This is a genomic window from Rhodanobacter denitrificans, assembly GCF_003335105.1.
Lineage (GTDB): Bacteria > Pseudomonadota > Gammaproteobacteria > Xanthomonadales > Rhodanobacteraceae > Rhodanobacter > Rhodanobacter denitrificans_A.
The window spans coordinates 111765-138053 of the sequence record NZ_QFWQ01000007.1 but is presented as its reverse complement, the minus strand read 5'-3'; the positions used below and the strand labels follow the sequence as shown (position 1 = coordinate 138053).

Below are 26289 nucleotides of genomic sequence, written 5' to 3'. Positions count from 1 at the left end.
GTTCGGTCAGCCGGCAACCGACGCCATGAACACCGCGCACAGCGCTTCCATCCCGGCGCGGTCGTCCTCGTCGAAACGGTCGGTCACCGGGCTGTCGACGTCCCACACGCCGAGCAGGCTGCCGTCGGGCTTCACCAGCGGCACCACGATCTCCGACTGCGAGGCCGCGTCGCAGGCGATATGCCCGGCGAACGCGTTGACGTCGCGCACCAGCTGGGTCTGCCGCGTCTGCGCCGCGGTGCCGCAGACGCCGCGGCCGAGCGCGATGCGGATGCACGCCGGCTTGCCCTGGAACGGGCCGACCACCAGCTCGGTGCCGTCGTACAGGTAGAAGCCGGCCCAGTTCACCTGCGGCAGGCTGTGGTAGACCAGCGCACCGAAGTTCGCCGCGTTCGCGATCAGGTCGCGCTCGCCGGCGAGGATGCCGCGCGCCTGCCGCACCAGGTCGTCGTAGTGGTCGTGCTTGCTGGCATGGGTATGGGCTTTCAGTTCGAACATGCGGCGGGTCCGGCGGCAAAGCCCGTATTATGCGCGCAGCCATCGACAGGGAGACGCCACGTGAGCTTGACCGGACCATGCCATGGCGCCGCTACGGCGCGGTTTGCACCGCCATGACGGCGGCGGTGTTCATCGCCGGCACCGATACCGGCATCGGCAAGACCCACGCGGCGTGCACCCTGCTGCACGCCTTGCGCGCGGCCGGCCACGACGTCTGCGGGATGAAGCCGGTGGCCAGCGGCTGCACGGAAACGCCCGCCGGCCTGCGCAACGACGACGCGCTGGCGCTGCAGGCGGCAGGCGGCGACGCGGGCCTGCCGTACGCGCTGGTCAACCCGGTGGCGTTGCGCGATCCGCTGTCGCCGCACCTGGCGGCGGCGCACGACGGCGTGGCGATCACGCTGGCGCCGCTGCGCGAGGCGTTCGAGCGGCTGCAGGCGACGCACCACACGGTGGTGGTCGAAGGTGTCGGCGGCTGGCTGGTGCCGTTGGCGCCGGGATTGTTCGCTTCCGACATCGCGAAACAATGGCAGCTGCCGGTGATCCTGGTGGTCGGGCTGCGGCTGGGCTGTCTCAACCACGCCCTGCTGAGCGCGCGCACGATCGTGGCCGACGGCTGCCGCCTGCTCGGCTGGATCGGCAACGGCATCGACCCGGCGATGGACGCACCCGGGGAGAATCTGGACACCCTGCGCGAACTGCTGCCGGCGCCGTGCCTGGGCGTGCTGCCGCACGGCGTGGCGCCGGCGCTGGCGGCCGGCTGCCTGCGCGCCGCGGTGGCGGCGTTGGACTGAACTTCACGTCCGGCGTGCTTGGATGACCGCCCGCCCGAACGCCGGAGACGCCATGGCCCGCAACCACTACTACCTCTCGATCGCCGACCTTGGCCATGCGCGCGGCGAAGACCCGCGTTTTGCCTACGACGGCGCTGGCCCGGACGACTTCGCGGCAACGCTGCAGCAGGCGTTGCGCGACGACACCCTGTTCCAGCGCTGGCGCGCGGCGCAGCCCGATCCCGATGCGGTGGACGGCAGCCTCGGCGCCACCGATCCGGCGGCGCAGGTGCACGCCCGGGTCGCCGACCTGCGCACCGACGTGGACCTGGTCACCGACCTGCCGATGACCGTGGTGCGCCACCGGCTGTACCTGCTGATCGGTGCGGCGTGGCAGCTGCGCGACCTGCGCGCCGCCTGACCCGCCGGACTGCGCACGGTTTGGAAAGTGTCCGCGCTGTCGGTACAGTCGGCAGCCACGACTTTCCGTGCCCGGCGAAGGGCATGTCACCCAGGGATCTCCGATGTTCCGTTTGCGCACGATTGTGATCGCCACCACGATGGCTCTGGCCGCCTGCTCGCAGCAGCCGAACGGAGCCGCCAACCCGCCCGCCCCGGCCGCCTCGGTGGCCGGCGCCGGCAGTACCGCCCCGGCTGCCCCCACGATGACCAGCAACCCGTTCTACAGCGCCAGCACGCTGCCGTTCCAGGCGCCGCCGTTCGACCGGATCAAGGATGCCGACTACCAGCCGGCGATCGAGGAGGGCATGCGGCAGCAACTGGTCGAGATCGGGAAGACCGCCGACGACCCGGCGGCGCCCACGTTCGAGAACACCTTCGTGGCAATGGAGAAATCCGGCGCCATGCTGAACCGCGTGATGGCGGTATTCGGCGCGGTCACCGGCGCCAACACCGACGACGCGCTGCAGAAGGTGCAGGAAGACGAGGCGCCGAAGCTGGCCGCGCACCGGGATGCGATCTACCTCAACGGCAAGCTGTTCCAGCGCGTCGAGGCGATCTACAACCAGCGCGATACGCTCAAGCTCGATCCGGAGTCCGCCCGGCTGGTCGAGGTGGTCTACAAGAACTTCGTGCATGCCGGCGCCAAGCTGTCCGACGCCGACAAGGTGAAGCTGAAGGACCTCAACAAGGAAGAGTCCACGCTGAGCACCGCGTTCACCAACAAGTTGCTGGCCGCCACCCGGGACGCCGCGCCGGTGATCACTGACAAGGCGAGGCTCGCCGGCCTGTCCGATGCCGAGCTGGCCGCCGCCGGGCAGGCCGGCAAGGACCGCAAGCAGGACGGCAAGTACGTGCTGACCCTGCAGAACACCACCCAGCAACCCGAGTTGCAGGACCTTGCCGACCGCGACACCCGCAAGGCGCTGTTCGAGGCGTCGTGGAACCGTGCCGAAAAGGGCGACGCCAACGACACCCGCAAGACCATCGAGCGGCTGGCGCAGATCCGCGCCGAGCAGGCCAGGCTGCTCGGTTATCCCGACTACGCCGCGTGGAAGCTCGACGACCAGATGGCGAAGACGCCGGAGACGGCACTGAAGTTCATGCAGGACCTGGTGCCCGCGGTCACTGCCCGCGCGCGGGTCGAGGCGGGCGACATCCAGGCGCTGATCGACAAGCAGCATGGCGGTTTCAAGCTCGAGCCGTGGGACTGGAACTTCTACGCCGAGCAGGTGCGCAAGGCGAAATACGACCTCGACGAGAGCCAGATCAAACCGTATTTCGAGCTCGACAACGTGCTGCAGAACGGCGTGTTCTACGCCGCCAACCAGTTGTACGGGCTGACCTTCAAGGAGCGCCACGACATCCCGGTGTACCAGCCGGACGTGCGCGTGTTCGAGGTGTTCGACAAGGACGGCAGCTCGCTGGCGCTGTTCTACTGCGACTACTTCAAGCGCGACAACAAGAACGGCGGCGCTTGGATGGACAACCTGGTCGCGCAGTCGAAGCTGCTCGGCACCAAGCCGGTGATCTACAACGTGGCCAACTTCAGCAAGCCGGCCGCGGGCCAGCCCGCGCTGCTGTCGTTCGACGACGTGGTCACCATGTTCCACGAGTTCGGCCATGCGTTGCACGGCATCTTCGCCGACGAGCAGTACCCGACCCTGTCCGGCACCGCCACTGCGCGCGACTTCGTAGAGTTCCCGTCGCAGTTCAATGAGCACTGGGCCACCGACCCGAAGGTGTTCGCCCATTACGCGAAGAACTACAAGACCGGTGAGCCGATGCCGCAGGCGCTGGTCGACAAGGTGAAGAAGGCCGGCAAGTTCAACAAGGGCTACGACATGACCGAGCTGGTCGCCGCCGCCCTGCTGGACATGAACTGGCACATGCTCGGCGCCGACGCGCCGCTGCAGGATGCCGACCAGTTCGAGTCCGCCGCACTGAAGAAGGACGGCATCGACCTGTCCTATGTGCCGCCCCGCTACCGCTCCAGCTACTTCCAGCACATCTGGGGCAACGGCTACGCGGCCGGCTACTACGCCTACCTGTGGACGCAGATGCTGGCCGACGACGCCTTCATCGGCTTCAAGGAACACGGCGGCCTGACCCGCGAAAACGGCGACCGCTTCCGCGCGATGGTGCTCTCGCGCGGCAACACCGAGGAACTGGCGAAGATGTACCGCGACTGGCGCGGCCAGGATCCGCAGATCGAGCCGATGCTGGAGAACCGCGGGCTGAAGGACGCGCCGAAGAAGTAATGAGATTTTGCACAACTTATGGTGCGAAAAAGGCCGATTATGTCGGCCTTTTTCGTGGTTTCTATGTAGGCAGTAGGTGTCGAAGAAGCGCAGCCACTCGGCGTCGGTAAACGCGTGCACCGGAACTTAGGGATCAAGAGACCCGCCATCGCTGACCACGGCGACCGATTCTCACTGGCCAGCTCGCCGATCGAAAACGTCAGCAGGCGACGCCCGTCTCCGACCCGAAGAGGGCGTTCCTGCCCACCTCGAGCTGGGCTGGAAGGGTCAAGAAAGGAGAGGCTGCCTGAAATACGGGTGGTGAGCCGAACATCACCGGTGCCCAAAATTCTCGGAGAGATTATCGGTGCTTTGCATAGCTCACGGTCCTATACGAGCCTTTTAAGAGGAAACGGCTGCATATGTCTAAACTGTCGACGGATTGCGACATTAATTTTCCAAGGACTGATCGAAGCAGAATAAGACGGGAACCTCATCTTGGTAGTTACCTGCGTTCCGACGTCTATGCCGTCGTGGACGCTTCCCCGCTCTGCCACATCGGTTATGTCATCGACGGGGCGCCCTTTGTGACGCCGACCATGCACTGGAGAAAAGACAATCGCATCTACTGGCACGGATCGATAGGGAGTCGCTTCCTCAAGCAAGTAGATGGAGCGCCAGCCTGTGTAACTTGCAGTTTGGTCGATGGCTACGTTTTGGCACGGTCAGCCCTGAATCATGCCGTCAACTATCGTTCGGCGATGATGTTTGGCACGGCCAACGTGATGGAGGATCTCGACGACCGGGCTGAAGCACTCCGTGACTTCATGGAAGGTCTCTTCCCAGGGCGGTGGGATACGCTGCGACCGGTAATGGAGAAAGAACTTAGGGCGACGTCGGTGCTTTGGATGGATATTGAGGAAGCGACTGTTAAGGCTCGTACGGGTCCTCCATCCGACGCTGACGAATCCCATGTTCCGGTCTGGGCCGGAGTCATACCTATGCAAACAATGCTTGCGGAAGGCCAGCCCGCGCCAGAGGCCTCGGCATCGACCAGGTTGCCTGACCCCTTGGCGGCCCTAATTGCCTCCGGACGTCTTCGCTAGAAGCAATCGGGGGCTCGTGTTGTTCTGTGGGCAAGTTGCGGATGAAACGTCGCCCATGCGGGGCCCATTCATGCTCAGCCATCGATCGTACCCAGGAACTGACAGAAGGTGGGCACGCGCCCGCCACACCGGTCCATTCAGGCCCTCCATCCAGCGCCTGGGCCGCTGGCCTGTCGAGTGAGAGACGTAGTCCGCACGGCCGCCGGCCGCGTGGAATAATCGCGGCAAGACCGACCGGAGCCGCCTGCGCGTGGACAGCCATCATTTCCTGCAGACCGCCGTGGTGTTCCTGCTCGCCACGGTGATCGCGGTGCCGCTGACCAAGCGTTTCCGGCTCGGCGCGGTGCTCGGCTACCTGATCGCCGGCGTGGCGATCGGCCCGCAGCTGCTGGGCCTGGTCAGCGATACCGAGGGCGTCGCCGCAATCTCCGGGTTCGGCGTGGTGCTGATGCTGTTCGTGATCGGCATGGAGTTGTCGCCGCAGCGCCTGTGGGTGATGCGCCGCGCGGTGTTCGGCATGGGCCTGCTGCAGGTGCTCAGCTGCAGCGTGGCGATCGGCGCGGCGGCGTATTTCCTGTTCGGCCTGTCCGGCAAGGGCGCGGCGGTCGTCGGCGGCAGCCTGGCGCTGTCGTCCACCGCGTTCGGCCTGCAGATCCTGGCCGAGCGCAAGGAAGCCGGTTCGGCCTACGGTCGCCAGGTGTTCGCGATCCTGCTGTTCCAGGACCTGGCGGCGATCCCGCTGATCGCCGCGGTGCCGCTGCTGGCGTCGTCGGCGGGGGCGCAGAGTTTCGACCTGCCCGCGCTGCTGCGCACGGTCGGCGTGATCGTGGCGGTGGTGGTCGGCGGCCGCTACCTGTTGCGGCCGGTGTTCCGCTTCGTGGCGCGCGCGGACTCGGTGGAGGTGTTCACCGCCACCGCGCTGCTGGTGGTGATGGGCGTGGCCCTGCTGATGGAGATGGCCGGGGTTTCCGCCACGCTGGGCGCGTTCCTCGCCGGCGTGCTGCTGGCCGATTCGGAATACCGGCACGAGATCGAATCCAACATCGAGCCGTTCAAGGGCCTGCTGCTGGGGCTGTTCTTCATCAGCGTCGGCATGTCGATGGACATCTCGCTGCTGCTGCACCGACCGGCCCTGCTGCTGGGGCTGGTGGCGGCGCTGCTGCTGCTGAAGAGCCTCCTGCTGTGGCCGCTGGGGCGGCTGCTGGGCGGGCTCAACCGTTCGGACACGCTGCGCCTGGTGGTACTGCTGGCGTGCGGCGGCGAGTTCGCTTTCGTGGTGCTCAAGCAGGCGGCCGACCAGCGCCTGGTCGCGACGGCGCAGCATGACGTGCTGGTGCTGGCGCTCACCCTCACCATGGCGCTGACCCCGCTGCTGGTGGTGCTGGCGGCGAAGGCGCTGAACGTGAAGCCGAAGAAGCCGGTGCGCGAGTTCGACACGATCGAGGCCGACACGCCGCGGGTGATCATTGCCGGCTTCGGCCGGGTCGGCCAGATCATCGCCCGCGTGCTGCGCGCACAGAACATCCCGTTCGTGGCGTTGGAGCATTCGGCCGACCAGGTGGACCAGTCGCGCCGCTTCGGCAGCGTCAACCTGTTCTTCGGCGATCCGGCGCGGCCGGAACTGCTGCGCGCAGCCCAGGCCGACAAGGCCGAGGTGTTCGTGCTGGCCACCGACGACCCGGAGGCGAACGTGCGCACCGCCCGGCTGGTGCGGCGGCAGTACCCGCACCTGAAGATCATCGCCCGCGCCCGCAACCGCCAGCATGTGTTCCGGCTGATGGACATGGGCGTGGAGGAGCCGGTCCGCGAGACGTTCCACTCCAGCCTCAAGATGACCCGCAAGACGCTGGAGGCGCTGGGCCTGCCGCACGAGCTGGCCGCCGACCGGGTCGAACGCTTCCGCCGCTACGACGAGGACCTGCTGAAGAAGCAGGCGCTGGTCTACGACGACGAGACCAAGCTGATCCAGAGCACCCGCGAGGCGATGATCGACCTGCAGCGGCTGTTCGAGGCGGATGCCGAGCGCAGCGCGGAACGCGAGCGCCAGCGCGACGCCGGGGTGCCGCTGGCCGACGGCGACTGAGCGGGATTGTCCGCGCCGCCGCGTAAAGGCGGCGGACGTGTGTCAACCGGCCGCCAGCTCCGGCGTTGCCCAGCAACATGCCTTTCGATAACCGACCTGCAGCCGGCCCCGTGGTGATCCGCTTCGGCCGGCTCGGCGACACCGTCCTGCTGCAGCCGCTGCTGCACAAGCTCCACCTGCGCTACGGCCAGCCGTGCCGGCTGCTGGCGCTGGGCGACTGGCCTCCGGCACTGTACTCGGCGGCGCCGGAAGTGGCCGGGTGCATTCCGCTGGATTCGCAGTACGGGCCGCTGTGGCTGCGTCCGCGGCGCTGGCGCGCGGCACTCGCGTTGCGGCGCCTGCGCGGGGCGCCGCTTTACATCAGCGAGCCGCTGGAACGCACGCGGACCAAGGTGCGCCCGATGCTGGCGCTGGCCGGGGTGAGCCCCGAGCACTGCACGTTCATCGAGGACATGCCATCGATCGCGGACGAGCACTGGGTGGACATGCTGCTGCGTTTCGGCGACACCACGCCGCCGGCATTCCGCGCGACTTGTGCGCCACTGGCGTCGCCGGTGCCGGCCGCGCCGCGGCTGCGGGCCAGCGCGGCCGAGCGCACCGATGCCGAGGCCTGGCTGCGCGGGCGCGGCTTCGCCGGTCGCCCGCTGGTGCTGCTGCAACCGGCCAACAAGCGCACGATGCGCTGGAACGGGGTGCGTGCCGCCGGGGATGACGACAAGTCGTGGCCGGCGCAGTGCTGGGCGGCCCTGGCGCATGCCATCAGCCGCCAGCTGCCGCATGCGCAGGTGCTGTTTTGCGGCTCGCCGGCCGAGGCCGGTTACCTCGATGCGCTGATGTCGACCGTGGGCCGGGAGCGACCCCGGATCGCCGCCGCCGCCCTGCCGCTCGGCCGCCTGAAGGCCCTGCTCGACACGGCGCACAGCATGGTCTCGGTGGATACCGGGCCGGGGCACCTGGCCGCGGCCATGGGCTGCCCGCTGGTGGTGCTGATGGGCTCCCGCTCGCCGCGGCTGTGGACCCCGCGCAGCGGCGCGGGCAGCGACGTGATGGTGCTGGGCGGCCTGCCGGCAGTGCGGCGCGTGGACGAGATCGCCACGACGCAGGTGCTGGACGCCTGGCGCTCGCTGCGCTGGCGCCAGGCCGCGGCGATGGCCGCCGCGGTGGAAGACGATGCCGGAGCGGAAGCCTATTCGGCCGGCTGTGCCGGCTGACGCAGGGTCTGCCGTACGCTGGGGATCGCGGTGCTGCGCGTGGCGAGCTCGTGCGCGATGTCGACATAGCCCAGCTGCCGCGCCACCTCGGCGGCGGTGCGGCCGAACGCATCCACCGCGGCGCGGTCGGCGCCACGCGACAGCAGCACGCGCGCCGGCGGCAGCAGCGCGTGCATCGCGCAGGCGTGCAGCGCGGTGACACCGCGCTGGTCGGCGTGGCCGACCCTGGCGCCGGCCTCAAGCAGCGGCGGTACCAGTGCGCCGATATGCGTGGCGTCGCAGGCGCTGCCGGGGCGCAGCTGCGCGCCCAGCAGCAGCAGCAGCGGAGTCTTGCCCTCGCTGTCGGCGTGGTTGATGTCCGCGCCGTGCTTGAGCAGGCTGTCGAACAGGCGGCGCGCGCGCAGGCTGTCGTTGTGCTCGAAGCCGAACTGTGCGGCGGCGTGCAATGCGCTGCGGCCGGTGCCGTCGACCGCGTTGACGTCGGCGCCGGCGTCCAGCAGCTGCTCGGCGATTTCCGGGTAGCCCATCGCGGCGGCCACCATCAGTGCGGTGGCTTCGTTCGGCAGGCGCTGGTCGACGGCCACCTGGTGCTGCAGCAGCAGCGCCACCAGTGCTTCGCGCCGGGCGGCAACGGCGGCGGCCAACGGCGTCACGCCACTGTGCGCGGCCAGCGAGGGGTCGGCGCTGGCGTCGAGCAGGCAGGCGGCGACCTCGCGGTGCCCGGCGCCGCACGCGCGCAGCAGGGCCGAGGCGCCTTGTTCGTCGCGGGTGTCCACGGCGAAGCCCAGCTCCAGCAGGCGCCGTACCGAAGCGGGCGCGCCGGCGGCGGCGGCGGCCGGCAGGTCGGTGGCGCGCAACGGGCGGTGCGGCCGCGGCCAGTCGCGCCAGTCCAGCCAGCGTTCCACCGGCGGGTGCTCCAGCGCCAGGCCCAGCGGCGTCTCACCGTTCGCGTCGACGGCTTCGGGGTTGGCACCGTGGGCGATCAGTGCGCGCACCAGCGGCAGCGCCTGCGCGCCATGTTCCAGCGCGGCGAACAGCGGCGTGCGGCCGTCGCGGTCGCGCGTGTTCGGGTCGCAGCCGCACGCCAGCAGGGCCTGCAGCAATGCGGGTTGGGCGTGGGCCGCGGCGAGCTGCAGCGGGGTGCGCCCGCGCGGATCCGGGCCAAACGGATCGGCGCCGCGCTCAAGCAGTTGCAGCGGCAGGGCGGTGCCCTGCGCCGAACCGCCCAATTGCGCCAGCGCCCCCGCCAGCAGGCCCGCGCCGGCCGGGCTGGCGCCGGCCTGCAACAGATCTTCCAGTGCCTCGGTCGCATCCGGCAATGCCGGCAGCAGGGCGTCGAACAGGCGCTGGCCTGGCGGCGGCAGCACCGGTGCGTCGCCGGTGTCGGCGTCGTCGGTGCGCGGCGCCTCCAGCCGTGCTTCGCCGTCGAGGCCGTGGTCGAGCAGCCAGCGGCGGGCGGTGGCCAGACCGGGCGCGGCCAGCTCCAGGTAAAGTTTCGCCAGTTGCGGCTGGGGCCATTCGCGCACGCGTTCGGCGAAGCCCGAGACGATCGCCCAATGGCCGAAGCGCAGCGCATCGAGCAGGTGGGCTGGCGTGTCGTTGCCTTCGGCCAGCACGTCGTGGCTGAGGCTGGCCGGCAGCGGCGTGTCGGGATCGAGCATGGCGACCAGGTCCCAGCGACCCGCGGCGGCGGCGTGGTCGAGCGAGCTGCGGCCGTCGCCGCCGGTGGCCCTGGGGTCGGCACCCAGCGCGAGCAGCGCGCGCACCGTCTCGACGTGGGCGTGCGGGGACTGGCAGGCCAGGGTCAGCGCGTCGCGGCCATGGCTGTCGCGTGCGCTGGCGTCGGCCTTCGCCTCGGCCAGCAACTGCATGATGCCGCCGGCGCCGGCACGCGCGGCTTCCATCAGCGCGGTGCCGCCGTGGCGGTCGGCCAGGTTGACGTCGGCGCCGGCGGCGCACAGCACGCGGGCGATCTGTTCATGGCCCTCGGCGGCGGCGGCGAGCAGCGCGCTGCGCTTGCGTGCATCCACTGCATTGACCGCGGCGCGCTGCTTGAGCAACAGCCTGATTCCCTCGGCGTCGTCGTCGGCGATGCCGGCAGCGGCGACCAGCGCCGGCTCGCCGCCGGCCGGCGCCGGCTTGGCGCCGCGCTCGAGCAGGAATTTCACCAGCGGCCAGTTGGCGGCGTGGCAGGCGGTGGCCAGCGGGCTGACGCCGGCCTTGTTCAGCGCATCGATCGGCGCGGCCGCGTCCAGCAGCATCGCCGCCACGCCGGCATCGGCGCTGAGCACGGCGCCGTGCAGCGGGGTATTGCCCTCGGCGTCGGTGACCAGCGGGCTCGCGCCGTTGGCGAGCAGGGTCAGCACCGCTTCGGCGCGGCCGTGCCAGCTGTCGCGGGTGGCGGCCAGCAGCGCGGTGATGCCGCCGCTGGCACGGTTCACGTCGGCGCCCTTGGCGATCAGCGCACGCAGCAGGCGGGTATCGGGCAGCAGCGCGGCCAGCATCAGTGCCGGGCGCTGGTCGCGATCGTCGGCGAGCGGCGCGGTATCGGGGTCGGCGCCGGCCTCGACCAGCGCCAGCGCGCGCTCGATGTCACCGCCACGGATCGCGGCCAGCAGCGCAGCGGCCTGCGCCGGCGTGCCGGCGGCACGTTCCTGCTCGCTGAGTACCGGGCGCGGTGCGGGCGCGGCGCGTCCGTCGAGATCGCCGCGCCGGCGTGGCTGGTGGCGCTCGCACAGCAGCGCGCGCAGCGTGCGGTTGGCGATCACCAGGCAGCCCAGCGGCAGCAGCACCACGCCGTAGATCGCCAGCGCGGCGATGCGCGGCTCCGGCGGCAGCACGCCGTACAGCCCGGTCAGTGCGATCGCGCCGAAGGCCAGCACCAGCAGCGCGAACGCGGCCGGCAGGAAGTGGCTGAAGAAGCGCTCCTCGCGCGACAGATGGCGACCGAACGCGATGCTGCGCAAGGTGGCAGTGAAGATCCATGAACCGTCGCGCTGGCTGGGATAGGCGTCGTCCCAGACGAACACCAGCCCGAACGCCGGCCACAGCCGCCACAATGCCACCAGCGCCAGCACCAGCGCCGCGGCCAGCATCAGTGCCGCGCTGAGGCTGGCCCCATGGGTCAGCTGCAGCATCGGCCACGCCACCAGCACGAACACCAGCACGGTGTAGCCGGTGAACATCACCAGGTGGGCGGCGCCCCGGCGCAGCACGGTGCGGCCAAAGCTCGGCTCGGGATCGAAGCCGATCGCATGGCAGATCGCGGCCATGGTCAGCGCATTAGCCAGCAGCAGCGGGATCAGGGTCAGCGGATGGCTGGCCAGCCCGGCGGCGGCGACCGCGATCAATCCCGGTACGAACCAGGCGAGAGCGTGCAGGAGGGGCGGGCGGCGGCGCGATTTGGGCTGGTTCATGGGGACAGTATAGAAATCGTTGGAGATGCAGGCGGTAACCAAGTGTTAACGCTCGACTTGGTCCCGCTGCACCGCATGCGGCGGCACGGCGCGCGATTCAATCGTCCCGATCGTCCCGCGGTGAATGGGTATACGCGGGGTGGTTGGCGCTGGCGAGGGTCTCCTGCGGCGGCAGCTGCAAGTGCCAGCCCTGAGAGTGCAGGTGCTCGAGCACCTGGATGGCATCCTCGACCGGCAGTTTGCGCTGCTCGTCCAGCTGCACCTCCATCACGAAGCGCAATTCGCCCAGCAACAGGACCAGCGGTTCGGGCAGCAGGTCGAACGCGTCGCGCTGCGCCAGCCACAGGTAGCTGTCGGCCTTGCGCACGCTGGCATAGACGAAACATTGCATGGTGCGGCTCGCTGGGCAGTGGGGTGATGGTGGCGGCGACCGCCGGCGCGAGAGGGTAGCAGCCCCCTCGCCGCCGGTCCCAGTCTGCCCATCCAGATGCAATGGCCGCGTTAGTATTTTGTTGCGACCGCACTTGCAACACCTTGTGCAAGAGGGCTAAGTTCCGCGCAGGTAGTTCAAACGCGCGTATGAATCAATGCGCCCTACCTGCAGCCATCCGATAACCATACAAGTCGCACCACAACAACATGCAGGAGCATGCGATGCACACGTCTTTCCGTTCTCTTTCGGGCGCAACCCGTCCATTGGCGCTCGCCGCGCTGAGCATTGCGGTCGTTGGTGCACTGGTTGCCCCTGCAAGCGCCGACGCCAGCGCTTTCCAGCTCAAGGAAAACAGCACCAAGAGCATGGGCCGCGCCTACGCCGGCTCGGCGACCGCCGGCGGCGATGCCTCGGTGGTGGCGAACAATCCTGCGGCGATGACCGAGCTGGACGGCACCTATCTCCAGGCCGACGTCACCGCCATCAATTTCAGTGCCAAGTTCAACGGCAGCGCGCACGACGTGCTGGGCCGTCCGATCTCCGGCGGCAATGGCGGCGACGCCGGCACCACCCTGCCGGTGCCGGCGCTGTTTATTTCCAGCAAGGTCTCGGACAAGGTGCACCTGGGCCTCGGCTTCTCGGTCCCGTTCGGCTTCCAGACCGAGTACGACCGCGACTGGGTGGGCCGCTACAACGGCATCAAGTCCAAGTTCCAGTCGCTGGATGCCACCCTCTCGGCGTCGTACGACGTGACCGACACGTTTGCCCTGGGCGTGAGCGCTATCGCGCAGCGCACTTCGGCCGAGCTGACCAGCGCGATAAACTTCAACGCCGTGGGCCTGGGCATCCAGCAGGGCATCGCCGCACAGACCGCGGCCGGCGTTGCGCAGATCCAGGCCGCGGCTGCCGCCGGCCAGATCCCGCCGGCCACTGCGGCCGCCATGATCCAGCAGGCCGTGCAGCAGGGCCAGGCCGCCGCGGCCGGCGTGGCGGCGGTGACGCCGCAGGGCGTGGACGGCTATGCCCGTGTCAAGGGTGACGACTGGGCCTATGGCTACCAGGTCGGCGCCTTCTGGAAGCTCACGCCGAACGACAAGCTGGCGCTGAATTACCGCTCCAAGATCAGCCATCGCCTCGAGGGCACCGGCAACTTCAACACCACGCCGGGCTACGACCTGCTGCTCGCCAATCCGGCGCTGGCCGGCTCGATCCCGCCGTTCTCGCACACCACCGGCACCGCCGGCTTCACCACGCCGGCCGTGATCAGCGCGAGCTACTGGCATCAGGCGGAGAAGTTCGGCCTGGGCATCGATTTCGCCTACACCAAGTGGGACGTGTTCAAGGAACTGCGCGTCAAGTACGGCAACCCCGGCCAGCCCGACACCGCCGAGACGTTCAACTGGCGCAACACGGTCTACGCCTCGATCGGCGGTGACTACTACCTCAACGACAAGGTCACGCTGCGCGCGGGCATCGCGGTCGACACCACGCCGACCTACAACTCGGTGCGTGACGTGCGCGTGCCGGACTCCACCCGCAAGCTGGCGACGGTGGGCATCGGCTACAAGGCGAGCGACCGCTTCGAGATCAACGCTTCGTATGCGCACATCTTCGTGAACCAGGCGCACATCAACAGCACAAGCTCCACCGGCGACGTGGTCACCGGCAACTTCGACGACTACGGCAACCTGCTCGGCCTGTCGGCGACGTACAAGTTCTGACCCCCGACATGCCGTAACCGTGCAAGTGAAACCTCCCCGCCCCGGCGGGGAGGTTTTTTTGTGCGAAGGATTTCAACCGCGGCGCAGCAGCAGGGCGAGCAGGCGCCGGAAGCGCGCGCCGTAGGGCGGGTTGAGCAGGCCGGCACCGTTCCAGCGCGCCTGGCGGAATACCGGTTTCAGGTGCGAGAAGGTGCGGAAGCCGGCCTCGCCGTGATAGCCACCCATGCCGGACGCGCCGACACCGCCAAATGGCAGATCGTGCTGGGCGATGTGGTACAGCGTGTCGTTGAGGCTGACGCCGCCGGCATGGGTGCGCGCCAGCACCTGGTCAATGCGGGCCTGGTCGTTCTCGAACAGGTACAGCGCCAGCGGATGCGGGCGCGCGGCGACATGGGCGATGGCATCGTCCAGCGAGTCGTACGGCAGCAGCGGCAGCAGCGGGCCGAAGATCTCCTCGCGCATCACCGCCATGCCGTCGTCGACGCCGGTCAGCAATTGCGGGGGAAGCAGCCGGCGTGCCGGATCCTCCGCCGTTTCACCGAGTGCATGCACCTGCGCGCCTGCGGCCGCGGCATCGTCGCGCAGGCCGGCCAGACGCTGGTACTGGCGGTCGGAGGCGATGCTGGCGTACTGCGTGTTCGCGCCCAGGCGCGGATACATCCGGGCCATCACCCGGCCCGCCAGTTCGACGAATTCCGCCACGCGCGCGCGCGGCAGCAGCACGTAGTCCGGCGCGATGCAGGTCTGTCCGGCGTTGACCAGCTTGCCGAACATGATGCGTTCCACCGCCTGCCCGAAGCGCGCGCCGGGGCCGATGATCGCCGGCGACTTGCCGCCCAGCTCCAGCGTCACCGGGGTGAGGTTGGCCGCGGCCGCGCGCATCACGTGATGGCCCACGGCGGTGGAACCGGTGAACAGCAGATGGTCGAACGGCAGGGCGGAGAACGCCTGCGCCACTCCGGCGTCGCCGGTCACGACCAGCACTTCGCCGGAGGGGAAATACTTTGCCACCTGCTCGGCGAACAGCGCAGAGAAGCGTGGCGTGTATTCGCTCATCTTCAGCATCACGCGGTTGCCGGCGACCAGCGCGTCGACCAGCGGGCCGACCGCCAGATACAGCGGGTAGTTCCACGGCACGATGATGCCGACCACGCCCCGCGGCTGCGGCCGCAGCTCGGTGCGCGCAGGCAGGAACAGCAGGCCGGCGAGGCGCCGCCGCGGCTTCATCCAGCGTCGGCCGTGGCCGAGCGCATGGCGCACCGCCGACAGGCTGGGAAAGACCTCCAGCAGGTCGGTCTCCTCGACCGGACGCTGCCCGAAATCGGCGTCGATCGCCGCGGCGAACGCCGCACGCTGTTCGAGCAGCATCGTTTCCAGCTTGCGCAGGCGTTCTGCGCGGGTCGGCCAGGTCGGCATCGGGTCGCGCAGTTGCGCGCCGCGCACGTGCTGCAGGGTGATAGCGAGATCGTCGAGGTCGGTCATGATCGTGCGCGCTCTGCGTTCGGGTACAGAACCGAGACTGGCGGAGCCGCGCATGGCATGCAAGGCGCTTGGCGCGGAACCTGGCCGGCCCATGCGGCGGCGCCGGCTTCAATCCCCGGCGGTGCCCCGCATGCCGAACCGGAACACCGTCGCCGCAGCAGCTCGATGGCACGAGCCGCTGCGGCGGGGGATCACTCGCCGATCGTCAGCAGCGAGGCATTGCCGCCGGCGGCGGTGGTGTTGATGGTGAGCGTGCGCTCGCCGGCGAAGCGCAGCAGGTAGTGCGGGCCGCCGGCCTTGGGACCGGTGCCGGACAGGTTCTCGCCGCCGAACGGCTGCACGCCGACCACCGCGCCGATCTGGTTGCGGTTGACGTAGCAGTTGCCGACGCGGGCGTGGCTGCTGATGTAGTCGACGGTGTCGTTGATGCGGCTGTGCACGCCCAGGGTGAGGCCGTAGCCGGTGGCGTTGATCTGCTCGACCACCTGGGCCAGCTCGCTGCCCTTCCAGCGGATGATGTGCAGCACCGGGCCGAACACCTCGCGGGTCAGCGTGGCCAGCGAACCGATCTCGTAGGCGCACGGGGCAAAGAAGGTGCCGTGCGCGGTGGTCGCCGGGTCGAGCGCGACCCCGCCGATCTTCTTCGCCTCGGTGTCCATGCGCGCGGCGTGATCGACCAGGATGCGCCTGGCGTCCTCGTCGATCACCGGGCCCACGTCGGTGGAGAGCTGGCCCGGGTCGCCCACCTTCAGCTCGCCCATCGCGCCGGCCAGCATCGCGGTGACCTTGTCGGCGATGTCCTCCTGCACGAACAGCACGCGTGCGGCCGAGCAGCGCTGGCCGGCGGACTGGAACGCGGAGGCGATCACATCCTTGACGATCTGCTCGGGCAGGGCGGAGGAGTCGGCGATCATCGCGTTCTGGCCGCCGGTCTCGGCGATCAGCGCGGCGATCGGCGCGTTGCGCGCGGCCAGCGCACGGTTGATCGCCCAGGCGGTTTCGGTGGAACCGGTGAAGGCGACGCCGGATACGCGCGGGTCCTTCGTCAGCGCCGCGCCCACGGTGGCGCCATCGCCGGGCAGGTACTGCAGCACGTCGACCGGCACGCCGGCCTCGTGCAGCAGTTTCACCGCGGCGTGGCCGATCAGCGAGGTCTGCTCGGCCGGCTTGGCGATCACGCTGTTGCCGGCGGCCAGCGCGGCGCTGACCTGGCCCAGGAAGATCGCCAGCGGGAAGTTCCACGGGCTGATGCAGACGAAAACGCCACGGCCGTTGAGGAACAGCTGGTTGCTCTCGCCGGTGGGGCCGGGCAACTGCTCGGGCTGGCCGAACAGGCGGCGCGCCATGGTGGCGTAGTAGCGCAGGAAATCGGCCGCCTCGCGGATCTCGGCGATCGCGTCGGGCAGGCTCTTGCCGGCCTCGCGCACGCACAGCGCGATGAACTCGCCGCGGCGCGTCTCGAGCAGTTCGGCGGCGTGTTCGAGGATCGCGGCGCGGCTGGCCGCGGGCAGGCGATCCCAGCCGGGCTGGGCGGCGACCGCGTTGGCCAGCGCCTTGTCGACGATGGCGCTGTCGGCGCTGACATAGCTGCCGACGGTCTGGCGGCGATCGGCGGGATTGGTCACCTGCACGGTCGGGCCGTTGGCCGTCGCACCCGGCACCAACGGGCCGGCGGTCCACGGGCCGGCGTTCGCGTTGACCGTGTCGGCCATCGCTTTCAGTTCGTTGTCGTTGGAGAAATTGACGCCCATGGAATTCTTCCTGGATACAAAATTCGAATGCTGCGCCAGCACGGCATTCTCGCCGTAGAGGTTCACCGGCAGCGGGATGCGCGGATGCGGAATGGAGGCGAAGCGGCGCACCGTCTCGCACGGATCGGCGACCAGCTCGCGCACCGGCAGCGTCTCGTCCACCACGCGGTTGACGAAGCTCGTGTTGGCGCCGTTCTCGAGCAGGCGACGCACCAGGTACGGCAGCAGGTCTTCGTGCGTGCCGACCGGCGCATAGACACGGCACGGTACGTCCAGGTTGTCCTTGCCGATCACCTCCGCGTACAGGTCGGTGCCCATGCCGTGCAGGCGCTGATACTCGAACGGCCGGCCGTGCGCGAGGTGGTGCACGGCGGCGATGGTGTGCGCATTGTGGGTGGCGAACTGCGGGTAGATCAGCTCGCTGCCGGCATCGAACAATTTGCGCGCGCAGGCGAGGTAGGACACGTCGGTGTTCGGCTTGCGCGTGTACACCGGATAGCCGGCCAGTCCCTGCTCCTGCGCGCGCTTGATCTCGGCATCCCAGTAGGCGCCCTTGACCAGGCGCGCATACCAGCGCCGGCCGCTGCTGCGCGCGGTCTCGATCAGCCAGTCGATCACGAACGGGGTGCGCTTGGAGTACGCCTGCACCACGATGCCGAGGCCGTTCCAGCCCGCCAGCGAGGGGTGCGCGAAGACGTCGCCGATGATGTCCAGCGACAGTTCGAGGCGGTCGGCCTCCTCGGCGTCGACCGACAGCGCGATGCCATGCTTCATCGCCAGCTGCGACAGTTCCAGCAGTTTCTCGGTGAGCTGGCGCCGGGCCAGCTCACGCTTGGCCACCTCGTAGCGCGGGTGCAGCGCGGACAGCTTCACCGAGATCGATGGGGCATCGGTATGGTTGGCAAATGGGCCGCGCGCACCGAGCGCGGCGATCGCGCGGCGGTAGTCCTCCTGGTAGCGCTCGGCGGTTTCGGCGGTGAGCGCGGACTCGCCCAGCATGTCGTAGGAGTAGCGGTAGACCGCGTATTCCTTCTTCGCGCAGCGGTCCAGCGCCTCGTCGATGGTCTGCCCCATCACGAACTGGTGGCCCATGATGCGCATTGCCTGGCGCACCGCGAGGCGGATCGCCGGTTCGCCGGCGCGGCCGATCAGCCGCTTCAGCGCGCCGGTGAAGTCGTGGCGCGTCTCTTCGGCCAGGTTCACCAGGCGGCCGGTGAGCATCAGGCCCCAGGTTGAGGCGTTGACGAACAGCGACTCGCTCTGGCCCAGGTGCTTCTTCCAGTCGGCGTCGCCCAGCTTGTCGCGGATCAGCTTGTCGGCGGTGGCCTTGTCCGGGATGCGCAGCAGCGCCTCGGCCACGCACATCAGCAGCACGCCTTCCTCGGAGGACAGGTCGTATTGGCGCATGAAGGATTCGACCGCGCTCTGGTCTTTCGCGCGGGTGCGCACGCGGGCGACCAGGCCGGCGGCGAGGTCGATCACCTGTTCGCGTTCGACGGGCGGCAGGGTGGCCTGGGCGAGCAGGTCGTTGACGGCTTCGGTTTCGTCGCGCAGCCAGGCGGCAGTGATGCGCGCGCGTGCGGGGGTGTTGTCGACGGGGAGTTCGGGGCTGAGGATGGGCTGGGTCACGGGCAGGTCACGAGGATCCGCGGTGGCGGAGGGGAGGCGCGGATTGTACGCCGGCCGCCGCGGAAGCGAGCGGATCGTGGCGCTGCGCGAGCCCCGCCGGGCTAGCATCCGGGGCGGCGCGCAAGCCTGATCCAGATCATCGGGGTGCGACATTCTTGCCCACCGCCTCGCCGCGGCCTATCATTCCAGTGTTCCAGGCACGCCGGGTCCCCATGATCGTGCTTCGACCAGCTACCGCCGGCTTGCCCTGCGTGACGATGTGGCTCAAGCCCAATCGCATGCTCAGCCGGCGCGGTCTGCGTCGCTTGATCGTGGTTCTGGTGGCCCTGGTGCTGGTAACGGCCGGCTTGGGTGCATGGCAGGGGAATGTGTTCGCTCCGCTGTTTGCCCTGGTCGAATCCGCCGCCGTGGCCGTCGCCTTGAGCGTGGCCTGGCGGGCCGGCGACCGCAGTGAGCGCATCACCCTCGACGCCGTGTCGCTGGAGGTGCGATCCCTGCCAGGTCGCCGCCGCATGCGCTTCCAGTCGTACTGGGTGCGCGTGCTGCTGGAGCCGGGCGACGGGCGTCGGCGCCTGCTGTTGTCGTCGCACGGGCGCGAGCTGGAGATCGGCGCTTTCCTGGCGGATCAGGAACGCATCGAGCTGTCGAAGAAACTCATGGTGTTGCTGGCCGATTTCAACGGGCAGCCACGCAAGTAGGTTCAACAAAGGTGCAAGACATGACATCTGGCGGCATCAGGCGATCATTCACGGCAGCGGCGGCCCTCGCCCTTGCATCGTTCGGCAGCGTGGCCCTGGCCGCCCCCGGTCCGTGGCAGCTGAACATGGCGCGCGGCGCGAGTACCTGGTCGCAGGTGCCGTACCACCTCAACAACATTGCGCTCGGCGTGTGCACCGTGATCGGCGTGCTGGTGTTCGGCGCGATGTTCGTGGCGATGTTCCGCTTCCGCAAGTCGCGCGGCGCGGTCGCCGAGAAGTGGTCGCACAACACCACGGTGGAGGTGATCTGGACGACCATCCCGGTGCTGATCCTGATTACCCTGGCCTACCTGGCCACCGGCGGCCTCACCAGCTGGGCCGACACCACCGGTTCGCAGATGACCGTCAAGGTCACCGGTTACCAGTGGAAGTGGCGCTACGACTACGTCGACTACATGGGCAAGTCGATCGACAAGGTCGGCTTCATGTCCAAGCTCGACTCGCAGAGCGACCAGACCCGCCAGCTCGGTTCCGGCCTGGACCCGTTCGCGGTCAAGGTCGGCGACGAAAGCACCTACCTGCTGAACGTCGACAAGCCGCTGGTGGTGCCGGTCGACACCAAGATCCGCTTCGTGATCACCAGCGGCGACGTGATCCATTCCTGGTGGGTGCCGGCAACCGGCTGGAAGATCGACGCGATCCCCGGGATCATCAACGCGGCGTGGGCCAACTTCACCGCGCCTGGCACCTACCGCGGCCAGTGCGCCGAGCTGTGCGGGCAGGATCACGGCTTCATGCCGATCGTGGTGGTGGTGAAGTCCAAGGCGGATTTCGCCAAGTGGCTGGCCGAGCAGGAGGCGCATTCCGCCGCGCCGGCTGCGGCGCCGCAAACCGCGCAGGTCGCCGCCCCCGCCGTGGCCAAGCAGGGCTGAGCACCGCCCGGCACCCGTTATTTCCCGCAGTCGCATTCAATATTCCAGGTTAGAGGTGCAAGGCCATGTCCTACGCAGCCACCCATGATCAGCACGACGATCACCACGGCGCGCCGAAAAGTTTCTTCCAGCGCTGGTGCATGTCCACCAACCACAAGGACATCGGCACGCTTTACCTGATCTTCTCGCTGACGATGTTCTTCATCGGCGGCAGCTTTGCGATGTTGATCCGCGCCGAGTTGTTCAAGCCCGGCATGCAGCTGATGCAGCCGTACTTCTTCAACCAGCTGACCACCATGCATGCGCTGGTGATGATCTTCGGCGCGATCATGCCGGCCTTCGTCGGCCTGGGTAACTGGATGATCCCGCTGATGGTCGGCGCGCCGGACATGGCGTTGCCGCGAATGAACAACCTGTCGTTCTGGATCCTGCCGTTCGCCTTCCTGCTGATGCTGTCCACCTTGTTTCTGCCTGGCGGCGGCCCGGCCGGCGGCTGGACCATGTATCCGCCGCTGTCGCTGCAGAGCGATTCGCTGGCCTACGTGGTGTTCGCCATCCACCTGATGGGCATCAGCTCGATCATGGGCGCGATCAACATCATCGCCACCATCCTCAACATGCGCGCGCCGGGCATGGACCTGCTGAAGATGCCGGTGTTCGTGTGGAGCTGGCTGATCACCGCCTTCCTGCTGATCGCCGTGATGCCGGTGCTGGCCGGCGCGGTGACCATGCTGCTCACCGACAAGTACTTCGGCACCAACTTCTTCAACCCGGGCGGCGGCGGCGACCCGGTGCTGTACCAGCACATCTTCTGGTTCTTCGGCCACCCCGAGGTGTACATCATGATCCTGCCGGCGTTCGGGATCATCTCGGAGATCGTGCCGACCTTCGCGCGCAAGCCGATCTTCGGCTACAAGGCGATGGTGTTCGCGATCGCCTGCATCGCGTTCCTGTCGTTCATCGTGTGGGCGCACCACATGTTCGCGGTGGGCCTGCCGCTGGGCGCCGAAATCTTCTTCATGTACGCCACCATGCTGATCTCGGTGCCGACCGGCGTGAAGGTCTTCAACTGGGTCGCCACCATGTGGGGCGGCTCGATGACGTTCGAGACGCCGATGCTGTTCGCGCTCGCCTTCATCATCCTGTTCACCATCGGCGGCTTCTCCGGCCTGATGCTGGCGCTGGTGCCGGCCGACTTCCAGTATCACGACACCTATTTCGTGGTGGCGCATTTCCACTACGTGCTGGTGACCGGCGCGCTGTTCGCGATCATCGCGGCTGCGTATTACTGGCTGCCCAAGTGGACCGGCAACATGTACAGCGAGTTCTGGGGCAAGGTGCATTTCTGGAACAGCGTGATCTGGGTCAACGTGCTGTTCTTCCCGCAGCACTTCCTGGGCCTGGCCGGCATGCCGCGACGCATTCCCGACTACAACGTGGCGTTCGCCAACTTCAACATGATCAGCTCGATCGGCGGCTTCCTGTTCGGCGCCACCCAGCTGATCTTCGTCGGCGTGGTGATCCACTGCGCGTTCTTCTCGAAAAAGAAGGCCACCGACCGCGTGTGGGAAGGTGCCAAGGGCCTGGAGTGGACGGTGCCGTCGCCGGCGCCGCACCATACCTTCGAGGTGCCGCCGGTGATCAACGACGACGAGTTGGCACACGGCCACGTGAACGACTGAACCTGACCGCGACGCCCCGGCCACACCGGCCGGGGCATCGCAACGGACCGAACCGGAATGACCCAGCACACCGCGAACCATCCTGCCGCCGACGACGGCGAAGACCGCCGCAAGGGCGTGCGGCGCACCGTGACGGTGCTGGTGTCGATCGTGCTGGCGTTCTTCCTGCTGTCGTTCCTGCAGATCATGCTGATGAAATAGAGGTATCGCGGGCGCCACACGTTTTTCCGACCGGTCCGGCTCGACGACCGGCCTGCAGTTCCCCGGGCGGCACGACGGGGCAAAAGTCATCAAGAGAAATCCACGGGGTCTCACCATGGGTCAGCAGCACGACGCTTACTTCGTTCCAGCCAGGAGCACCTGGCCTTTCGTGGCCGCGGTGGTCATGTTCATCACCGTGTTCGGTGCCGCGCACTGGCTGAACGCCGAGCCCGGTGACGCCGGCTTCGGCAAGACCGTGCTGACCGTCGGCGTGATCGGCGTGCTGGGCATGTTCTTCGGCTGGTTCCGCTCGGTGATCAACGAGTCGCTGGGCGGCAACTACAACCACCAGGTGGACACCTCGTTCCGCATGGGCATGATGTGGTTCATCTTCTCCGAGGTGATGTTCTTCGGCGCGTTCTTCGGCGCGCTGTTCTACATCCGCATGTTCTCGGTGCCATGGCTCGGCGGCCACGGCCACGGCGTGCTGACCCACGAATTCCTGTGGAGCGATTACACCGCGGCCTGGGGCGCCAACGGCGGCAACGGTCCGGAGCAGGCCGGCGGCGCGTTCCGCACCGTGCCGGCGTGGGGGCTGCCGCTGCTGAACACGCTGATCCTGCTCACCTCCAGCGTTACCGTGACGATCGCGCACCATGCGCTGCGCGCGGGCCACCGCGGCAGGATCCTGCTGTTCCTCGGTCTGACCGTGCTGCTGGGCGCCACCTTCCTGTACTTCCAGGCACACGAGTACATGGAGGCGTACAAGGAGCTGAACCTCACCCTGCACAGCGGCGTCTACGGCTCGACCTTCTTCCTGCTCACCGGTTTCCACGGCCTGCACGTGACGCTGGGCACGATCATGCTGGCGGTGATCTGGCTGCGCGTGCTGAAGGGCCACTTCAACAAGGAACACCACTTCGGCTTCGAGGCGGTGGCCTGGTACTGGCACTTCGTCGACGTGGTGTGGCTTGGCCTGTTCATGTTCGTTTACATTCTTTGACGCGAGGTCCTCTCGCGAAGAGCCAAACCGGCCATCCATGGCCGGACTCTTCACAAGAGCGCAGGCTCCCTCACGCGAAGGCCAACAAAAAACCCGCCGATGGCGGGTTTTTTGTTGATTCCGGCGCAGCGGCCGTTGGGCTTGGCGGTCGCCCCCCCCGAGGGAGCGCGTTGCCGGCGCAACCGCTACAATCACTGACCGACGTCGTGCGGGTGCAGCCAGCCCATCCAGATGCCGAATGCGACCATGGCGATGAGCAGCAGCGACAGGCCGATGCGGCGGGTCAGCGCCCACACCGTGCGGCGGTCGTCGTCCTTGTCGGTCATCATGAAGTACAGCGCCTGGCCGAGGCTGAAGATCACCACCAGCAGCACCACCACCAGCGCGATTTTATAGATGGTTTCCACGTGATTGATCCGATCCAGTTCGACAGGGCCAGTATAGCGGCCGCCGGCAGGCGCCCGGCGTGAGCGGGTTTCGCCGTCCCTCCTGGTGGGCGTTGCTGCTGACAGCGGCCGGAGCCTTGCTGTTCGTGCGTTTGGGCGTCTGGCAGCTGCATCGCGCCGACTTCAAGGAAGCACTTCTGCGGCGGTATGCCGCATCGGCGGACGCGCCGTTGCAGGACTTCGCCAGGGTCGCCGAAACGCCGCCGCCGGACGGCTTTCCGCGGGTGCGCGTGCGTGGCCGTTACCTGGCCGACCGGCTGTATCTGCTGGACAACCCGAAGCACGACAGTTTCGGTGGCGTGGAGGCATTCGTGCCGCTGGCGGTCGACGGCCAGACACGGCTGCTGCTGGTCGACCTGGGCTTCCTGCCCGGCAACGGCAACGGCAAGACGCCGCAGCTGCCGCCGCTGCCCGGCGGCGAGGTGAGCCTGCAGGGCGTGTACGTGCCGCCGCCGCCGCCCGGCTTCGAGATGGGCGGCAATGCGCTGGCGCGGCAGACACAGTGGCCGAAGAACAGCATCTTCCTGGATCCGGTGGAGATCGCGCACGACCTCGGCCGCCCGCTGTATCCGCGGTTGCTGGCGCTGGATCCCGATCCGGCCTCGATCTACGTGCGCGTGCATACCCTCGATTTCTCCGCGATGCCGCCGGCACGGCATCGCGCCTATGCGTTCCAGTGGTTCACCTTCGCGCTCGCCGCGGTGGTGATCCTGCTGGTCGTGCATCGCAAGCGCCCACCGCGCAAGCCCTGATTCCCCTGAGGTCGACCAAGTCCGATGAAAGCCGCTGACCCCGCCGCCGTGCGCAAAAGCCGAATGTTCCTGCTGCTGGTCGCGCTGGTGTTCGCCGCGCCGATGCTCGTCGCCGGCCTGCTCAGCTGGAGCGGCTGGCAGCCGGGCGTGAAGGGCAACGGCCACCCGATCCTGCCGCAGCGCAACTTCGTCGCCGAGCAGTTGCAGGTGCGACTGGGCGACGGCACGTCGTGGCCGTGGCGCGACAGCGAACCGCGCTTCACCCTGATCGCACTGGCCGGTCCGGACTGCGCCGCGCAATGCTTCGAGACGCTGACCGGCATCGCCAAGGCGCGCGTCATGCTCAACCGCAACCAGTCGCGCCTGCGCCTGCTCTACCTCGGCACGCCGCCGGCGGATCCGGGCCGGCGCGCCGCGATGCAGACCTACTGGAAGCTCGGCCGCGACATCGATGGCAAGCTGGCCGCCTACGTGCCGGCGACGCCGGACAGCGTCAGCGCCGTGCTGGTGGAATCCAACGGCACCGCGCTGTCGCTGTACCCGGCGGGCTTCGAAGTGCCCGGCCTGTTGCGGGACATGGTGAAGGTGATCAGGTGATGTCGGCACGCTCCTTGAAAACCCTGCGCTGGCTGGCGCTGTTCGCGGCGGTGTTCGCGTTCGGGCTGGTGATGTTCGGCGCCTTCGTGCGGCTGTCGAATGCCGGCCTGTCCTGCCCGGACTGGCCGACCTGCTACGGCCAGGTGACCTGGCCGCAGCATGCGCAGGCGGTCGCGCACGCCGACGCGGCCTTCCCGGATCGTCCGTACGAGGCGCACAAGGCCTGGCGCGAGCAGGTGCATCGCTTCCTCGCCGGCACGCTCGGCGTGCTCGTGCTGCTGCTGGCGCTGCTGGCGAGCTGGAGGCGTCGCGATGCGCTGCTGGCGATGCTCGGCGGCGCCGTGTTCGCCGCGCTAGGCGTGGGTCTGTACATGCGCGGCGAACATCTGTGGTCGTCGCTGCTGGCGGCATGCGCGATCGCGCTGCCGCTGCTCGCCGCGATCCGGTTGCCGCGGCCCGGCGCCTGGAAGATATGCGTGCTGGCGCTGGCGGTGATCATCTTCCAGGCGATGCTCGGCATGTGGACGGTAACGCTGCTGCTCAAGCCCGTCGTGGTGATGGGCCATCTGCTCGGCGGCATGACCACCTTCGCGCTGCTGGCATATGCCGCGCTGCGCTTCGCCGGCGTGGCCGCGCCGGACGATGGCCTTGCCGACCTGCGCCGGCTGGTGGCGATCAGCATCGTGCTCCTGCTGTGCCAGATCGCGCTCGGTGGCTGGACCTCGGCGAACTACGCGGCGCTGGCCTGCGGCTACGGTCCGGGCTCGTTCCCCCAGTGCCTCGGCCAGTGGGCGCCGCCGACGGATTTCCGCGAGGGCTTCGTGCTGTGGCGCGGGATCGGCGTGAACTACGAAGGCGGCGTGCTGGACATGGCCGCGCGCAGCGCGATCCAGATCGCGCACCGGCTCGGTGCGCTGGTGGTGTTCTGCTACCTCGGCTGGCTGGCCACCAGGGCCGCCCGGCGCGGCCTGGTCGGCTACGGCCTGGCGATCGCGCTGGCGCTGGCGGGCCAGGTGCTGCTGGGCATCAGCAACGTGTACTTCGGCCTGCCGCTGGCGGTGGCGACCGCGCACAATGGCATGGCCGCGCTGCTGCTGTGCACCCTGCTGGCCACGCTGGCGCGCACGCAGCGGCGGCATGACGAATCGATTTACCTGCCGCCCGGACGACACTGAC

21 protein-coding genes are annotated in these 26289 nt (G+C 68.5%); 15 read left to right on the top strand and 6 right to left on the bottom strand.

Annotated features, from left to right (window positions below; all coding sequences use genetic code 11):
• Nucleotides 1–6: 6 nt before the first annotated feature.
• A complete protein-coding gene (locus tag DEO45_RS12465; RefSeq protein WP_114344150.1) occupies nucleotides 7–498 on the bottom strand; it encodes a GAF domain-containing protein in 492 nt (163 codons plus the stop codon).
• Between the two features lie 113 nt (nucleotides 499–611).
• Here DEO45_RS12465 and bioD point away from each other — a divergent pair, with 113 nt between their 5' ends.
• From bioD to DEO45_RS12435, 6 genes are all read left to right on the top strand, one after another.
• The gene (gene bioD / locus DEO45_RS12460) at nucleotides 612–1292 is read left to right on the top strand and encodes a dethiobiotin synthase (protein ID WP_114344408.1); all 681 of its coding nucleotides are present in this window, start codon (nucleotides 612–614) and stop codon (nucleotides 1290–1292) included.
• Between the two features lie 52 nt (nucleotides 1293–1344).
• Nucleotides 1345–1692, top strand: coding sequence for a hypothetical protein (locus DEO45_RS12455; protein ID WP_114344406.1), 348 nt, complete (start codon nucleotides 1345–1347; stop codon nucleotides 1690–1692).
• 103 nt (nucleotides 1693–1795) lie between these two features.
• The gene (gene dcp, locus DEO45_RS12450; protein WP_114344148.1) at nucleotides 1796–3991 is read left to right on the top strand and encodes a peptidyl-dipeptidase Dcp; all 2196 of its coding nucleotides are present in this window, start codon (nucleotides 1796–1798) and stop codon (nucleotides 3989–3991) included.
• Nucleotides 3992–4392: 401 nt separating this feature from the next.
• Nucleotides 4393–5076 (top strand): pyridoxamine 5'-phosphate oxidase family protein, encoded by a 684-nt coding sequence (locus DEO45_RS12445; protein WP_114344145.1) that lies wholly within the window; start codon nucleotides 4393–4395, stop codon nucleotides 5074–5076.
• Nucleotides 5077–5326: 250 nt separating this feature from the next.
• Nucleotides 5327–7159: a monovalent cation:proton antiporter-2 (CPA2) family protein gene (locus DEO45_RS12440; RefSeq protein ID WP_114344143.1), complete on the top strand. Its 1833-nt coding sequence runs from the start codon at nucleotides 5327–5329 to the stop codon at nucleotides 7157–7159.
• Between the two features lie 110 nt (nucleotides 7160–7269).
• Nucleotides 7270–8370 (top strand): glycosyltransferase family 9 protein, encoded by a 1101-nt coding sequence (locus DEO45_RS12435; RefSeq protein ID WP_223250862.1) that lies wholly within the window; start codon nucleotides 7270–7272, stop codon nucleotides 8368–8370.
• Here the strand turns inward: DEO45_RS12435 and DEO45_RS12430 are convergent.
• Complete coding sequence (locus DEO45_RS12430; protein ID WP_114344139.1) at nucleotides 8346–11786, bottom strand: ankyrin repeat domain-containing protein; 3441 nt, start codon at nucleotides 11784–11786, stop codon at nucleotides 8346–8348. The genes DEO45_RS12435 and DEO45_RS12430 overlap by 25 nt on opposite strands.
• A 97-nt stretch (nucleotides 11787–11883) precedes the next feature.
• Complete coding sequence (locus DEO45_RS12425) at nucleotides 11884–12177, bottom strand: YcgL domain-containing protein (RefSeq protein ID WP_114344137.1); 294 nt, start codon at nucleotides 12175–12177, stop codon at nucleotides 11884–11886.
• A 263-nt stretch (nucleotides 12178–12440) separates the two neighbouring features.
• Between DEO45_RS12425 and DEO45_RS12420 the strand changes: the two genes are divergently transcribed.
• Entirely contained in the window at nucleotides 12441–13940 is a 1500-nt protein-coding gene (locus DEO45_RS12420; RefSeq protein WP_114344403.1) for an OmpP1/FadL family transporter, read from the top strand.
• A 72-nt stretch (nucleotides 13941–14012) separates the two neighbouring features.
• Here the strand turns inward: DEO45_RS12420 and DEO45_RS12415 are convergent, their stop codons facing one another.
• The gene (locus DEO45_RS12415) at nucleotides 14013–15422 is read right to left on the bottom strand and encodes a coniferyl aldehyde dehydrogenase (RefSeq protein ID WP_114344135.1); all 1410 of its coding nucleotides are present in this window, start codon (nucleotides 15420–15422) and stop codon (nucleotides 14013–14015) included.
• Nucleotides 15423–15613: 191 nt separating this feature from the next.
• A complete protein-coding gene (gene putA / locus DEO45_RS12410) occupies nucleotides 15614–18802 on the bottom strand; it encodes a bifunctional proline dehydrogenase/L-glutamate gamma-semialdehyde dehydrogenase PutA (protein ID WP_114344133.1) in 3189 nt (1062 codons plus the stop codon).
• 257 nt (nucleotides 18803–19059) lie between these two features.
• Between putA and DEO45_RS12405 the strand changes: the two genes are divergently transcribed.
• The 5 genes from DEO45_RS12405 (at nucleotide 19060) to DEO45_RS12390 (ending at nucleotide 23318) form a co-directional block, all read left to right on the top strand.
• The gene (locus DEO45_RS12405; protein WP_114344131.1) at nucleotides 19060–19500 is read left to right on the top strand and encodes a DUF2244 domain-containing protein; all 441 of its coding nucleotides are present in this window, start codon (nucleotides 19060–19062) and stop codon (nucleotides 19498–19500) included.
• Between the two features lie 20 nt (nucleotides 19501–19520).
• The gene (gene coxB / locus DEO45_RS12400; protein ID WP_114344128.1) at nucleotides 19521–20432 is read left to right on the top strand and encodes a cytochrome c oxidase subunit II; all 912 of its coding nucleotides are present in this window, start codon (nucleotides 19521–19523) and stop codon (nucleotides 20430–20432) included.
• A 65-nt stretch (nucleotides 20433–20497) separates the two neighbouring features.
• The gene (gene ctaD, locus DEO45_RS12395; protein WP_114344126.1) at nucleotides 20498–22114 is read left to right on the top strand and encodes a cytochrome c oxidase subunit I; all 1617 of its coding nucleotides are present in this window, start codon (nucleotides 20498–20500) and stop codon (nucleotides 22112–22114) included.
• A gap of 57 nt (nucleotides 22115–22171) precedes the next feature.
• Nucleotides 22172–22315 (top strand): hypothetical protein, encoded by a 144-nt coding sequence (locus tag DEO45_RS16615; protein ID WP_189339743.1) that lies wholly within the window; start codon nucleotides 22172–22174, stop codon nucleotides 22313–22315.
• Nucleotides 22316–22430: 115 nt separating this feature from the next.
• Nucleotides 22431–23318 (top strand): cytochrome c oxidase subunit 3, encoded by an 888-nt coding sequence (locus tag DEO45_RS12390; RefSeq protein ID WP_114344124.1) that lies wholly within the window; start codon nucleotides 22431–22433, stop codon nucleotides 23316–23318.
• Nucleotides 23319–23509: 191 nt separating this feature from the next.
• On the opposite strand, the gene DEO45_RS12385 is transcribed toward DEO45_RS12390, so the two are convergent.
• Complete coding sequence (locus DEO45_RS12385; protein WP_114344121.1) at nucleotides 23510–23725, bottom strand: twin transmembrane helix small protein; 216 nt, start codon at nucleotides 23723–23725, stop codon at nucleotides 23510–23512.
• A gap of 59 nt (nucleotides 23726–23784) precedes the next feature.
• On the opposite strand from DEO45_RS12385, the gene DEO45_RS12380 reads away from it, so the two are divergent.
• Genes DEO45_RS12380 through DEO45_RS12370 form a run of 3 tightly spaced genes read left to right on the top strand, consistent with a single transcriptional unit; the run spans nucleotide 23785 to nucleotide 26288 of the window.
• Nucleotides 23785–24516 carry an SURF1 family protein gene (locus DEO45_RS12380; RefSeq protein WP_114344119.1) on the top strand — a complete coding sequence of 244 codons (732 nt, stop codon included), beginning with the start codon at nucleotides 23785–23787 and terminating at the stop codon, nucleotides 24514–24516.
• A gap of 24 nt (nucleotides 24517–24540) precedes the next feature.
• Nucleotides 24541–25113, top strand: a complete 573-nt coding sequence (locus DEO45_RS12375) for a hypothetical protein (RefSeq protein WP_114344116.1) — start codon at nucleotides 24541–24543, stop codon at nucleotides 25111–25113.
• Complete coding sequence (locus DEO45_RS12370) at nucleotides 25113–26288, top strand: COX15/CtaA family protein (protein ID WP_114344114.1); 1176 nt, start codon at nucleotides 25113–25115, stop codon at nucleotides 26286–26288. Before DEO45_RS12375 ends, DEO45_RS12370 begins: the two co-directional genes overlap by 1 nt.
• Nucleotide 26289: the final 1 nt, after the last annotated feature.

Excerpts from the sequence above, each read along its gene's own strand:
- DEO45_RS12465 (WP_114344150.1), bottom strand. The coding sequence starts at position 498 with ATGTTCGAACTGAAAGCCCATACCCATGCCAGCAAGCACGACCACTAC.
- bioD (WP_114344408.1), top strand. The coding sequence starts at position 612 with ATGACGGCGGCGGTGTTCATCGCCGGCACCGATACCGGCATCGGCAAG.
- DEO45_RS12455 (WP_114344406.1), top strand. The coding sequence starts at position 1,345 with ATGGCCCGCAACCACTACTACCTCTCGATCGCCGACCTTGGCCATGCG.
- dcp (WP_114344148.1), top strand. The coding sequence starts at position 1,796 with ATGTTCCGTTTGCGCACGATTGTGATCGCCACCACGATGGCTCTGGCC.
- DEO45_RS12445 (WP_114344145.1), top strand. The coding sequence starts at position 4,393 with ATGTCTAAACTGTCGACGGATTGCGACATTAATTTTCCAAGGACTGAT.
- DEO45_RS12430 (WP_114344139.1), bottom strand. The coding sequence starts at position 11,786 with ATGAACCAGCCCAAATCGCGCCGCCGCCCGCCCCTCCTGCACGCTCTC.
- DEO45_RS12425 (WP_114344137.1), bottom strand. The coding sequence starts at position 12,177 with ATGCAATGTTTCGTCTATGCCAGCGTGCGCAAGGCCGACAGCTACCTG.
- DEO45_RS12420 (WP_114344403.1), top strand. The coding sequence starts at position 12,441 with ATGCACACGTCTTTCCGTTCTCTTTCGGGCGCAACCCGTCCATTGGCG.
- DEO45_RS12415 (WP_114344135.1), bottom strand. The coding sequence starts at position 15,422 with ATGACCGACCTCGACGATCTCGCTATCACCCTGCAGCACGTGCGCGGC.
- DEO45_RS12405 (WP_114344131.1), top strand. The coding sequence starts at position 19,060 with ATGTGGCTCAAGCCCAATCGCATGCTCAGCCGGCGCGGTCTGCGTCGC.
- coxB (WP_114344128.1), top strand. The coding sequence starts at position 19,521 with ATGACATCTGGCGGCATCAGGCGATCATTCACGGCAGCGGCGGCCCTC.
- ctaD (WP_114344126.1), top strand. The coding sequence starts at position 20,498 with ATGTCCTACGCAGCCACCCATGATCAGCACGACGATCACCACGGCGCG.
- DEO45_RS16615 (WP_189339743.1), top strand. The coding sequence starts at position 22,172 with ATGACCCAGCACACCGCGAACCATCCTGCCGCCGACGACGGCGAAGAC.
- DEO45_RS12390 (WP_114344124.1), top strand. The coding sequence starts at position 22,431 with ATGGGTCAGCAGCACGACGCTTACTTCGTTCCAGCCAGGAGCACCTGG.
- DEO45_RS12375 (WP_114344116.1), top strand. The coding sequence starts at position 24,541 with ATGAAAGCCGCTGACCCCGCCGCCGTGCGCAAAAGCCGAATGTTCCTG.
- DEO45_RS12370 (WP_114344114.1), top strand. The coding sequence starts at position 25,113 with ATGTCGGCACGCTCCTTGAAAACCCTGCGCTGGCTGGCGCTGTTCGCG.